The sequence below is a fragment of the Nitrospira sp. CMX1 genome (genome assembly GCF_054902215.1).
Genome location: NZ_JBUBKD010000015.1, coordinates 38001 through 50717, shown reverse-complemented (window position 1 = coordinate 50717; position 12717 = coordinate 38001). Strand labels below are relative to the sequence as shown.

Annotated in this window: 9 protein-coding genes; 5 read left to right on the top strand and 4 right to left on the bottom strand. The window is 53.2% G+C overall.

All coding sequences use genetic code 11. The features are described 5' to 3' along the window. The first annotated feature begins 487 nt into the window (after positions 1-487). From ACYX34_RS05405 to ACYX34_RS05385, 5 genes are all read left to right on the top strand, one after another. Positions 488-718, top strand: a complete 231-nt coding sequence (locus ACYX34_RS05405; RefSeq protein WP_462075534.1) for a hypothetical protein — start codon at positions 488-490, stop codon at positions 716-718. A gap of 499 nt (positions 719-1217) precedes the next feature. Beyond that, a complete protein-coding gene (locus ACYX34_RS05400; RefSeq protein WP_462075533.1) occupies positions 1218-1901 on the top strand; it encodes a LuxR C-terminal-related transcriptional regulator in 684 nt (227 codons plus the stop codon). A 1520-nt stretch (positions 1902-3421) separates the two neighbouring features. After that, positions 3422-4720, top strand: coding sequence for an NAD(P)/FAD-dependent oxidoreductase (locus ACYX34_RS05395; protein ID WP_462075532.1), 1299 nt, complete (start codon positions 3422-3424; stop codon positions 4718-4720). A 694-nt stretch (positions 4721-5414) separates the two neighbouring features. After that, entirely contained in the window at positions 5415-7454 is a 2040-nt protein-coding gene (locus ACYX34_RS05390) for an acyltransferase family protein (protein WP_462075531.1), read from the top strand. Positions 7455-7614: 160 nt separating this feature from the next. Beyond that, a complete protein-coding gene (locus ACYX34_RS05385) occupies positions 7615-8583 on the top strand; it encodes a CobW family GTP-binding protein (protein WP_462075530.1) in 969 nt (322 codons plus the stop codon). Between the two features lie 3 nt (positions 8584-8586). On the opposite strand, the gene ACYX34_RS05380 is transcribed toward ACYX34_RS05385, so the two are convergent. From ACYX34_RS05380 to ACYX34_RS05365, 4 genes are all read right to left on the bottom strand, one after another. Continuing rightward, positions 8587-9171 (bottom strand): phosphatase PAP2 family protein, encoded by a 585-nt coding sequence (locus tag ACYX34_RS05380; protein ID WP_462075529.1) that lies wholly within the window; start codon positions 9169-9171, stop codon positions 8587-8589. Positions 9172-9271: 100 nt separating this feature from the next. Beyond that, positions 9272-9736: an energy transducer TonB family protein gene (locus tag ACYX34_RS05375; protein WP_462075528.1), complete on the bottom strand. Its 465-nt coding sequence runs from the start codon at positions 9734-9736 to the stop codon at positions 9272-9274. Between the two features lie 13 nt (positions 9737-9749). Continuing rightward, positions 9750-12140, bottom strand: a complete 2391-nt coding sequence (locus ACYX34_RS05370) for a TonB-dependent receptor (RefSeq protein ID WP_462075527.1) — start codon at positions 12138-12140, stop codon at positions 9750-9752. Positions 12141-12278: 138 nt separating this feature from the next. Then, positions 12279-12548, bottom strand: a complete 270-nt coding sequence (locus ACYX34_RS05365; protein ID WP_462075526.1) for a hypothetical protein — start codon at positions 12546-12548, stop codon at positions 12279-12281. Positions 12549-12717 lie beyond the last annotated feature (169 nt).

The window sequence follows — 12717 nt, the reverse complement described above, 5'->3', positions numbered from 1 at the left end:
CTCCCTCCGCGACCCCGTTCAGGGATTTTCTCCGGGCACCGTCGCCTGTACCGAATGTCACCGCGGAAATAACGCCTTCCTCTATGCTCCTGACGACCCCACTTGGGCCACGGTGCTGCGACCAGAGCATCCGCGCCCAACCTTTACCACTCGAGTTGCGCAGTCTGTTCATCAAGGGCGGTTCACTTTCGGCTCCACAACCATCACCTATCCCCGCTTTATCCCAATCGGAGGGGTATCCATGCCACTACAGAATCCGCCCCCATCCACAAGCGGGTGTTCAGGATCCTGTCACGAATTACACATTGAGATGTTAAGAAAGAATCATACGGTGGAAGGATACGTCAGAGCCCCGCGACCTATGGGTCCCAATTGCGCGGCAAACTCGCCCTCAGACGATCCAGCGAGGAACTGCTATCAGCAATAGGTACTGGCCATGCCAGCCCCTACGATTGACCTTCTCTCGAACGATGAGTAGCATGTCTCTATGCAGTCTTCCAAAACTCCCTCTCCCACGAATTGGCGTCTGAGTGTCATCGTTGCACGATCGGTCGGCATCGTTGCCATCGCACTCGGATTCGTGATTGGGATGTATGGGCTCGATCATCCTGAATCACACTGGCTTCAGACCGCACTGGGATTGCTGGTGACCGGAATGATCGCCCAAGGATATGCCCTGTACTGTTCAATCAAACGGATGCGGGAACTCAATTCCTGATCTGCATTCTCCGAATAACAGCCCCACTCGCGGCCCATACCACGCCAGGACTACCAAGTTGCACACGTCTTTTTTGGCATGCTGAACTGTCTGGCCGCCTCAATAACAGCCAGCTGCTGATCACACACCACTCACACGGCTTGTGCCCGAAACCCCTTCGCCTACTTCTAGTACGATAACCGAGCCATCCACACCTCTAGACCTCAGATCATAGAGGGGCCGTATCAACTTTTTTGAACCTCGCTCAATTGCACCAATTCTTTCATTCACACTGAAATCGACACCGGATCGCCCAACAGAAAGACTTCATGTCCATCTTACTCAAGTTCCGGCTCAAAGCAACCGATACAATGCAAGTCGACCCGTAGCATGAAGTACCCTACGATCCAATCGTGCTTCCTTAGAGAGTAATGACAAGATCTGTGGCACAGATCTCCTAGACACACGTGACCGGAGCGTCGCTTTGCACAAACTCATCGACCTGGAGCCGAGAACAATCATGGCCAGCGTAGTGATTCCAAGGCTTACCATTGTGATCGTGACTGAACAGTATCTCGTGTGGCTCGGGTTGCAGAAACTGTTTGAAAGTAGAGCTCCTCAGATTGTTGTGCTCCCTCAACAAACGATGGTTTCTGAAGCACTCCTCATGGAGAGGCCTCCTGATCTGATTATCCTCGATACAGAAACGATACGAGACCCGGCAAGCAGTATCGGGCAAATACGCGAGTCAGCCTCTAGTAGTAAAATCGTGTTGCTGAGCGGCCTGGAAGACAACGCATGCTTGCGTGCAGCCATTAAGTGCGGCGTGGAGAGCGTGATCCTAAAAATTCAGCCGCCCGAAGTTGTGTTCGCCGCAATTCATGCACTGTATTGTCCCACTAGCTACCATACCCCACATGAAAGCAACAACGTACGGGAGGGGGGAACTTTCACAAAAACTGAGCTGAAACCGTCACCGTTGACATGGCCCGATGAATTGACCGAGCGGGAACGAGAGATTGTTGCACTCGTCGGTCAAGGACTCTCAAATAAAGACATCGCCTATCAATTATCAATTTCAGACAGTACCGTACGCCATCATTTGACCAGCATTTTCGGCAAGGTGGGTGTAACCAGTCGACAGAAACTCCTCATTCACACTCATCATGTCTCCAAACCTCAGTCTAACAGACGAGTTGAATGACCCTCTTCCTGTTGCATCCCTGATCCCATAGCCGGATGATTCAACGGGATAGATCCCCCTTCTTCCCACTTCATCAAACTCCAGCCATGGGAGTACGTTTTCTTCCTCCTATCTATTGGACGAGATGCCAGCCGCACGCTTACTCGAGATTGCTTGGTGGCCAAGAACTGCCAGCATGACCAGTGCTGACCAATTTGTTTAGCAGTTGTCAAATAAGCAGAGTTGATGAAGAGAGCTTCTGCGTCTCCTCCATGCAGGGGACCTCCGTCTACTTCGTGGTTTTCCTAGATGCTGAGTGGAGGCCTGCAAGACGTCCACGGGAATCCAAGTCCCCACTAACTCAAAGTGCACAAGGTCCGTCTCTCGAAGCGACACGCTCTCCGATGAGACTGCTTTGGTCCGCACCCCCACTGGTCGATCCAGATATCGCAGCTGACAAGACCACCCTCCTGTCCAGGTAACCCCAACTCGGTGCACCACCGCAATAAGGCCCGCCGGACTACCAGACCAATCGGTGATCAACCGGAGATAGGTACCTTCTGCAATATCCTCACGCGTCATAAATAGTATCCAATGGTTACACACGTGAAAACATTCGGTCAAGCAGAAACTGTAGTAGGAAATGAGAAGTTGTGGATACTCCGGGTAGGAAAAGGGCCGGGACACTCCCACATTCTGACAGAATGAGCAAACTGGATTGGGGTATTTCTTACTATTCAGAAACTAGATGCCCCTCCCTCACTAACAGCGCCGTATTGCAAAAGATTTATGAGGCCCGCTCGCTAGAACCCTAGCTCCTGGTCCGTTCACTACTCCCGTCCGTTTCGGCGTGTTGGCCGAACAAGGAATTGAAGCATTGTCCCGTCCGTCGTCTTTGTCATCACAGAATGAGACGGTGACCAGCGGCGAGACTTCCATCCCTTGTACAGGACACCTCCCACCAATATGACCACAACCCCACCTAGCAGCCACCAAGCAATCATGCGTCCTCCTCGATCTTCACCCTCAACGCACCTCTCTTAATCTACGCGATCTACACATGCTCGGGTATCCGTAGGACAGCCAGCTGACTCGCAATACTTTTTCGTTGCAGCGAGAACTCAGTACACCAAGAGACCATTGGTAATCAGCCTTCTCTTGTACCATAGTCGCATAAAATTGCCTAACGTCTCCGGTGAGCTCTGCGCATGTTCAGAGTGTCAATTTCACCATTCTGTTTGCCATGACGGGGCAAGCCGTTCTCGGTTCCAAACCTCACTTCACGTGGGCAAGTTGGGATGGTTGCTGATTTCTGCATCATCCGCGTCAATCGGCTCCCCACGTGGTAAGATGTTGTCCATCGACCAACTCCTGACTCATTACAAACTGTCTGTCCCCTACCCATGACCTTACCTGTCAACTTATTCGCCTCGAGCAACAATCACTGTTCCACACCATCAGAGCGCCAGCTGTGGCGAATACTCCTCTCGACCAAGCTTCTCGCATCAGGTTCCAGACATACACGCCTTCGGTAAAACTGTATGCCTAACGGAAAACCAAGGGTCTTGATCCTGGGCGGGGGATTTGGCGGAATGTATGCCGCGCTGGAATTCGAACGGGCACTCGAGCGAAGTGCGAACCTGGACGTCACCCTCGTCAACCACGACAACTTTTTCCTCTTTACTCCGATGCTACACGAAGTAGCAGCCAGCGACCTTGATGTCACCAATATCGTGAGCCCGATCCGCAAGTTGCTGACTAAAGTGACGTTCTTTCATGGCGAGGTCGAAGCTATCGATTTGGAGCAGAAATACGTCGGCCTTTCACATGGGCACGACAAACATTGCCACGCACTCCAGTACGACCATCTCGTGTTGGCACTTGGAGCCACCACGAATTTCTTCGATATTCCCGGCTTGGCTACCCGTGCCTTTACCATGAAAACGCTCAGCGACGCGATTACGTTACGCAGCCATCTCATCGCGAACATGGAAGAAGCTGACTTTGAGTGTGGAGCCTTACACCACACCGGCCTTCTAAACTTCGTGGTGGCCGGAGGCGGGTTTGCTGGAGTCGAGACCATTGCGGCCATGAACGATTTTCTACGGGAGGCCGTGCGGTTCTTTGCACACCTGCGGGAAGATATGTTGCGGGTCATTCTGGTCAGTGCGGGACCGGTCATCTTGCCCGAACTCGGAGAGAAGCTCGGGACCTACGCACAACGCAAACTGACTGAGCAGAAAGTGGAAATCCATGCGAACTGCAAAGTCACTGCAGTGACGGACCGCGACATCACCCTCAGTGACGGAACGACGGTGACGACCAATACACTAGTCTGGACCGCCGGCATCAGTCCCCACTCGCTTCTAGGCACACTGCCTTGCCCAAAAGTCAAGGGCCGGGTCCTTGTGAACGAGTACCTGGAAGTTCCTGGATGGCCCGGGGTCTGGGCCTTGGGCGACTGCGCAATGGTGCCGGACCACAAAACGGGTGCATTTCATCCTCCAACCGCACAACACGCGTTACGCGAAGGACGGGTGGCAGCGCAGAATATCCTGGCGACGGTTCGACAGGGATGGAAGCGACCGTTTATCTACTCTACGATAGGGCTGCTCGCCCCGATCGGGAAACGGACCGGTGTTGCAAATATTCTCGGCATCAATTTTTCCGGCTTCATTGCCTGGTGGCTATGGCGAACAATCTACTTACTAAAACTCCCTCGCTTCGAGAAGAAAGTGCTCGTAGCCTTAGACTGGACTCTGGACGTGCTCTTTTCAAAGGATCTGGTCCACTTCCGAACTTCACGCGCGCTCTCCCCGCCACCGGCAGCAAAGCGCTAACATAGCGACGCACCCCTTCGCCCCTACGTCAAAAGACCTGATTGAGCTTCGGCGAGACTCTACAAAAACCGTACTGCGTGACTCCCTTCTACAACTAGGCACCGCAACAAACGAACCCCGCACATTCAACAAGATGTCCAACATTACATCATATGTATTAGTTACAATATCTTAATTTTGTACATTTCCCAGTTTTCACATTTCCTGATCAATCAACATCGATGAGCTCTACCATAGAGAGCGTTAATGACTTCTGCCTGTTATTCCACAAGCAATCCCGAACGATAGGCAAATCCATTTCTGGACGCACCGCACTAGCTCGCCTACCCAGCCCCTCCTCGAAAGACCTTTCCGAAATGGCGACGCTCTAAGAATAAAACCTATAAATAAAAGTATTCCTAATAGTTTGTACATCTAAGAAAATCTCCTTGGCTATCATTCCTGACCGGAATCCCCTATGTTCGTACGGAATATGTTAGAGTGCAGTTGACGATGCTGGTTGGGTGACTTCTTTTTCCTACACCTGATACAAATTCGCCATGAAACTTGTTCTATCTGAATATCTAAGTAGATGCAATCATGCGCCATTCCAGACATTTACGCTGGCACTTATCATGCAGGTGCTCATGATGGCATCACGACGGGCACATCAGGTCAAAATGTTCACGACATCACTCATGCGCATGAGAAGAACATGATCGCTTCTGACTCATCTGTGAGGAGTTCCACCAGACCGTCAGCAGACTTTCGTGCAGACATCGAGGGGCTGCGCGGCATCGCCATCCTTCTGGTGGTGCTGTTCCATTGCGACACACCTGGACTGTTAGGTGGTTTTATCGGAGTTGATGTGTTCTTTGTTCTGTCTGGGTTTCTGATCACCGGACTCTTGATTCGCGAGGTCCAGACGACAGCAGGGCTCAATCTGCTAGAGTTTTATGCTCGCCGTGCTCGACGATTACTCCCAGCATTTACCGTCACGTTAGTCGCAACACTCCTGATTGGAACCTTCGTTCTGACACCCCAGGAGCTGGATCTGGCTTCCCGTGCCGCGCGATCCGCGGCTCTTCATATGAGTAATGTATTCTTTGATAGAAATACAGGAGATTACTTCAGCCCGAACGTACAGGCCAACCCCTTGTTACACACGTGGTCGTTGGCCGTTGAAGAACAGTTCTACTTATTTTGGCCGTTGCTGATCTTGTTGAGCATACGATGGTGGCGCTCGACGAATGCGCTCATCACCCTACTCGCCGGACTCACACTCGTCTCGTTGGCAATCGGAATCGGATTCACCATCAAAGGAGGAACGTTTGCCTTTTACGAGCTCCCGGCCAGAGCTTGGGAATTCGGTATTGGAGGACTCGCCTTGTTCCTGTCGCAAAGAAACCTAGACAGGTTCTCACGTTGGTGGTCCGCCATTGGCTGGCTCGGTTTCCTCGCGATCCTTGGCACGGCACACTTTCTCTCAGTTGCGAGTGCTGTTCCCTTCCCGGGATGGGTTGCGCTCATCCCCACACTGGGAACTGCTGCAATTCTGATCGCAGGGACAGCGTCTTCGTATCGTGGGATCGGAGCCCTCCTGACCTCCCCACCGGTACAACGCCTCGGAGCACTCTCCTATTCGTGGTATCTCTGGCATTGGCCGTTTCTGGTATTCGCTGCAGCACTTCTCCCATCTCTCTCCCTTCCTGGGAAGCTGGCTGTCGCAGCCCTATCCTTACTGGCCGCAGCAGTCAGTCACTATTTCATTGAACAACCGATTCGATTCCATCAGGCCTTGCTCAAACGTCCTGCCTTGTCAGTGGGTCTTGCTGCAGCCGTGATGGTATTGTCATTGGGTACCGCGTTGTTCTCCATCACAGTCGCTGAAGACTTGGCGAATGAGCCAAGCATGCGTGCCATCACTGCAGCAACGCAGACCGCCAACAGGATTCTGACAGAGCAGAATTGCTACCCTTCACTAGAATCGCCAGAAGTCAAATGGTGTGACTTTGGCGATGAGAGGGCAGCTGTTCGCATCGTTCTGTTCGGAGACTCTCACGCCATGCATTGGTTCGCCTCTCTGAAACAAATGGCGGACTCGAATGGATGGAAGTTAACCACCGTCGTCAAACCCTCATGCCCCGCTTTCGACATCAGACCAAGTACGTTTCAGGCCCAAGATGTCCAGCAATTGGATACATACAATACCGCCTGTGCCCAATGGCGCACATCGGCGATGACTCTCATCCAGGATCTGCATCCCACGGTGGTCCTCCTTGGGAATGCAACCAGTCATCTTGGACAAAAGTATGAACATCTCTTCGCCACACCTTCACAACCGTCGCTGGATGAGCTACGCAATGGGGTACGGCAGACTTTGATCGCATTGAAAGGACACCTTGTGGTCGTCATGCGTGACACCCCACATTTTCCGTATCATGTTCCGACCTGTCTTGCCAGATCTATCCGCCAGGATCGAGATCCTCAAGCCTTCTGCACCGCCGATCAATCGATCGTGCTCAATCCGGACGTCTATGAGTCTGAACAAGCCGGAGCCCACGACCTCTCACACGTCCATTTTATCGACATGACCGACCTTCTCTGCCAGATGGGGACTTGCAAACCCGTTCATGGCGACACCATCGTCTACAAAGACTTTGACCACCTGACAGGTGATTTTACAGGTCGGCTCATGACCGGACTGACGACTGCCCTACAGACGATTTTAGCAACGCACTTCCCTTCGGGCTAACTCGGGTAACCCTCTGTGCCGCTGAGGAACAGTTCGACCGAGTCTTGGAGAGACCCGTTCCGCCTCATTGACCGGTTGATAGCACGCAGAAAGTGTGCTTGTCCTCTTTCCGTCCTCTCTGTATCCCGGTACAATGATCTGTATGTCGTAACGTACGCGCATGATGTCGACTTCCATTCCGTTCTATATCCTCTGCGGCTCGCTTGGTGCAGGCAAAACCACGCTCTTGATGCGACTCCTGGAGCATTGGAAAGCCCAGGGTCAACGGACCGGTGTGCTGATGAACGAAGCGGGATCGGTCAGCATTGATGGCCCACGCGCCGGTACGCTCGCAGAGCAAGTCATGAATCTGGCAGGCGGCTGCGTCTGCTGCGACACGAAAGAAGATCTCTCATGGGGTATCGCGCAGTTAGTGCGCGATCATGGGTCAGAGGTCCTGATTCTCGAATGTTCAGGGTTGGCTGATCCAGCTGAAGTGATCGACGCAGTCACCGATGCCTTTACGGCACGGTTAGCTTCCCTTAGACGAGTCATCGCCCTGCTGCATCCAGTCTCAACGGAGGAAAGTCACTCAAGTGCTTATGTGACAACCCAAGCCATCCGTTGTGCGGACGAACTCATCTTGAACAAACGGGACCTCTATGTCCCTGGTCATTGGGAACAGTTCCGTACTGAGATCATCAAACAAAATCCCTATGCTCGTCTGTGGGAAACATCGCATGCCCGCCTCGATGTGGCGGATCTGTTGGCCGCCCATCCGTCGACCCCACAGCTGGCACTCACCAATGTCCTATTCGGCAAATCACGGCCAGATCATCCCCAACGTGCGACCTATCATCCCGTTGCCACAACAGTCCCGCTACCCGGGCCATTGAATCGCCAGCGGTTTCTGGCGTGGATCAAGACAATCCCCAAGGAACTCGAACGGGCGAAAGGCTATTTCCGATTTGCCACCGAACCGGAACTGCAGGAGTTTCAATATGCACTACCCGGGCAGGCTACGATCTCTCCGCTCACCCTGTTGGATGAACCGGACGCAGCGCTCGTGCTGATCGGACGAGGATATGATGTAGACCGTCTTCGGAACGAACTCTTAGCGACAGTAGAAAACCGCCTGGAGAATTCGTAACTACTAGGACCGCGCTTCCACTTGACTGACTGGCCGTACGACGGTCGCCACCTTTTTCCTGAACCGCGGCCATTGCAGCAATGCCCACGCCGCGCCCCCACCGACAACCCCTCCAAGCATCCATCCACCAAGGACGTCGGTCACATAATGGGCCCCCACATACACTCGAGCAAACCCGATGAGTACCACAATCGGCCATGTGACCCAACCAGACTTGGGATAGAGAATCTGGAGAAACGAAGCAATGGCCGCAGTATTTGCCGCGTGGTTCGAGGGAAAACTAAACAGGCCCCCACAGCCGCTCGGCTCAATTTTGACGACTTCTTGCAGAGCCCGGCAGGGTCTCACTCGTTCAAACACCCATTTGAGTTGTCCCCCGAAAAAGTCGGTCAGTCCGACAGCTGCCCCTAAAACGGGACCTCCTAACACCGCCTCCCGCCAGCTACTCCACATCCAATAGGCAATCGCACAGGCTCCGGGCACATAGAGCATGCTGCGATTGCCGATTTGAAGAAAGAAATAGTCGGCTGCTGCTGACTGGCCAGCTAAGCCGTTGATTGCAAGAAAGAGGGTCTCGTCCCAGGTCATGATCGGTCAACAGTCACACATCGTCGCTCACTCATAGAAACATTATCAGGATTTTTGCCACCTCTGTCCAATGACCATTGACTCCCGGCCGGTGACCGCTCTACCTGGTACGGAAATGGATGCGGACTGTCAGCTCACCATCGATCGGATCATCGCCCCGCATTTGAGGGTCGAAGGTCCAGCGTCCGAGCGCCTTCACTCCAGCGGTCGTCAGCTCGCGATGCTTACAGGGCTCCAGCACCACGACGGCAACCTTCGCCTGCTTAGAAACCAACAAGCGCGCCTTCATCCAATCATCGATTTCCTGTCCCTCGAGTGAAGCAGGAATAGCAGGCCAGGGAGTAGACTTAGCCACGGGGCCGAGCTGTTGATCCTTGTTCAGGGATAACCCATGAACATGAACCTCGGGCAACTCCAACACATCTTCCTCGTGGTCGCTCTCGTGCGTGGCTTCATCGCCCGCCGCTGCAAAGACGGCGGCGGGTGCGAGCAAGACGGCAAGTACACAAATAGGCGCCACATACTTGCTGATGACACGTATGGTTTCGATAGCTGACATCATCATGACGCTCTCTATATCAGAAGAACCATTGTCCGCGGAAAAAGAATGACCGTGGCATACCGGCGTGGGACACTCCAAGGCCGATACTCCCCTCTCCTTGGTTGATGAAATACTTTTGGTCCAGCGCATTCACGATATCAAATCCTAGCAAGAGTTTCTGTCCATGCCAAGGCAACGGAATGACATGGTTGATCGAAAAGTTATAGATCGTGTAAGACGGGCTATGAGTGGAGTTGGTCTTTCCACCTTCCTCTGCCGCCCGTAAGCCCGAGGCAAAGAGCACCTGGCCGGTCAGGGTTGTTCGCTCGTCGAGCAATTGGTAGCTTAAGATCCCCGATGCGGTCAGCGTCTGCTGGTGATCGCAATGGACACCACTGCGCGAATTGATGTCCGCAATCTCGGCCGCCTCCAATAGGAAATGGCCTGATTGCAGCCCATACCCTTTGCATTGCCCCCATGCAACGTTGCCGCGACCCGTCAGATTCTCTATGAACCACACTTTGAGTGCAGCGTCAGCCCCACGAGACCACCCCCGCTCGAAAGCAAAATAGTTCAGCAGCGGAGTCGTTCCGAACTGCCCTGCATCTGACATGTACCTGGCTAACTTGTAGTAGCCCGTCAATTGCAGAGTGGCCCAGTCTGTTAAGGCATGGGTAGTACCGATCTCGAAATAATGGGCTCGTTCCGCCCGTGGCTGATTGTTGGTCGTGTCCTCCGGCGCCGCCTTGGTTCCCACCGTATTCAACTTGGCGAAGGAAATCGCTTCAAGATTGGGAGGAGTGAACATGCGCCCATAAAATGCGTGGAAGGCATGCGCCGGGCTGTAGCGGTATGTCACACCAAGCCGTGGGCTGATTTGTGCTTCGTCACGCTGGTACTGTACAACGTCGGCGCGGACCCCGAGGTTGAAGGTCCACTGTTCATTCGGTGACCATTGGTCTTGAATCCACAATTCCTGACGCCAGCCAATCAACCGATTGTCGGCGTTCGGATTGATCACGCCCCCAGCTGGATTCCCCACTCCATCGTCAAGGAAGGTAAATAGCCTCGTTTTGTTGATCGCCTGGGTCCGATCGATCTGGAACCCAGCTCTGATCAAGTGTTCCTTACTGTGCACGTACGTGTAATCCATTCGCACACCTCCGGAATAGCCTATACGATCCTGACTGCCGGAGGAAAAGGGTTCGGTCTCATCTGGCACATAGGACAAGACGTTGAATGGATCCGTCCGAAACGTCGCTCGCGTACGGCGGAAATACCCAGCGAGGCTAAAAAAATTCCGGCTGTTGATGTCGTGCCTCCACACCAGATGGCCGTATTGATTGTCCTCCTTCTGATTCTCATCCACCATCTCCGACGGCGCCGGTGTAAATCCTCCCGGCAATAGGCCAAGAATCGTTGGATTCGCTGTGTGTCCGGGGAAGGTCGGGATCTGGTACTTCGCAATGGAGGTGAGGAACAAAAAGGTGAAATTGTTGTTATTGTCGTGTTGATAGTCGCCACGGAACATCGTCTGATTCCGCTCGCTCTGCCCGTGAAAGATGGAGTGTCCAACGGTGGGAGGCTCAATACCGCGATTCGTTGCCGTATGACTGTTCAAGAAATAGTACCGAAACTTCTCACCAATCGTGCCGCCGTACTCGAACGATGGATTGATCGTCTTATTCGACCCTCCGAACATCTGAATCGACCCAAACCCAGGTTTCGTCCCACTCTTCGTCGTAATATCAATAAGCGCGGCCGTCTTATTGCCCACGTTGGCTTCCATCCCCCCCAGCACAATATCAGCTCGCTCCCAGGCCCTGGGCGCCAGCACATCGGAAAACGTGGATGAGACCGTTTCCGGGATCGGGACCCCATCGATGCGCAGCTGAAGATTGGCATGGTCTTGGCGGATATGGACTTGCTTCAATGATCCGTACACGGCGCTGGGGATAGTAACCAACAGATCTTCCAGATTAATGTTATTGCCACGCGGAAGGGTTTCGATTTCCTTCCGGTTCAGTGAATAGGTTTCACTGGATGCTTTGGCCTGGATCGGTGGGAGCGGTGAAAACACCTCGACGGCCACGTCTCTTGTCGTGGAAAGGGTGAGGGTCACCGACTTCGTTGGCTCCCCACCCACTGTGAACACGATGTATTCGCTCCGAGCGGTACCTTGCATCGCACTGACAGAGTACGTGCCATTTTCCTGAATGGACACGTTGAATTCACCGGCATCATTCGAGATACTCGAGAAAACCACGTCACCATCTTGATTCTTCACTTCAATACCTGCTTGCGGCACCCGTCGAAGGTCCTGATTTTGGACAACCCCCTTGATCGCCTTGGTCAGCTCTTGCTCCTCAGCGTAACTGATGGAACATATCCCGCACACAATTCCGGCGACGATCACTCGAACCGTCATAGTCAATGCACATCTCCCGAACAAATACATCATGCCCCCGCCCACACATCCACATATAATCAATGAAAACGGATGGATAAGGCGTGCGTAGACCACGCAGCCTGTCACCCGTCCTGACTGCTTAATGTGATCACTCAGCTAGACTTGTGGAGGAGCGCGGGAAGGACCGACAAAGGAACGCGCAACTGATAACAGGACCGACTCAGATGGAAATTCCTGCTGCCGGACAACATCACATATGGCAAATCGCGAAAGATCCAGATCGACAGACCCGGCAATATGATGTTGGACCCACTGACAGATGTCGGTGTCTGAATGTTCATGACCATCCGCATCAGCAGCAGCCAACTCATGGTGAACATCCTGAGCCACAGCGAACGGCGCCAATCCCAGGATGATACAGATCATCCCCAAGGCCACTCCTGAACGGAGCAGCAAGAAGAGATATGGCAACCTGCTGGAAATCATGGCCGTAGAATAGGCATCCATTGGGCAGAATTGCAAGAAGAGCCAAAACCAATTGCCACGTGACCCAGGCCAGCCCTACGAGCAATCGATATGGACTTTCCTGCTATGA

What these genes read in the sequence shown, in the direction of transcription:
- ACYX34_RS05405 (WP_462075534.1), top strand. Translation starts at nt 488, where the DNA reads ATGCAGTCTTCCAAAACTCCCTCTCCCACGAATTGGCGTCTGAGTGTC.
- ACYX34_RS05400 (WP_462075533.1), top strand. Translation starts at nt 1,218, where the DNA reads ATGGCCAGCGTAGTGATTCCAAGGCTTACCATTGTGATCGTGACTGAA.
- ACYX34_RS05395 (WP_462075532.1), top strand. Translation starts at nt 3,422, where the DNA reads ATGCCTAACGGAAAACCAAGGGTCTTGATCCTGGGCGGGGGATTTGGC.
- ACYX34_RS05390 (WP_462075531.1), top strand. Translation starts at nt 5,415, where the DNA reads ATGATCGCTTCTGACTCATCTGTGAGGAGTTCCACCAGACCGTCAGCA.
- ACYX34_RS05385 (WP_462075530.1), top strand. Translation starts at nt 7,615, where the DNA reads ATGATGTCGACTTCCATTCCGTTCTATATCCTCTGCGGCTCGCTTGGT.
- ACYX34_RS05380 (WP_462075529.1), bottom strand. Translation starts at nt 9,171, where the DNA reads ATGACCTGGGACGAGACCCTCTTTCTTGCAATCAACGGCTTAGCTGGC.
- ACYX34_RS05375 (WP_462075528.1), bottom strand. Translation starts at nt 9,736, where the DNA reads ATGATGATGTCAGCTATCGAAACCATACGTGTCATCAGCAAGTATGTG.
- ACYX34_RS05370 (WP_462075527.1), bottom strand. Translation starts at nt 12,140, where the DNA reads ATGACGGTTCGAGTGATCGTCGCCGGAATTGTGTGCGGGATATGTTCC.
- ACYX34_RS05365 (WP_462075526.1), bottom strand. Translation starts at nt 12,548, where the DNA reads ATGATCTGTATCATCCTGGGATTGGCGCCGTTCGCTGTGGCTCAGGAT.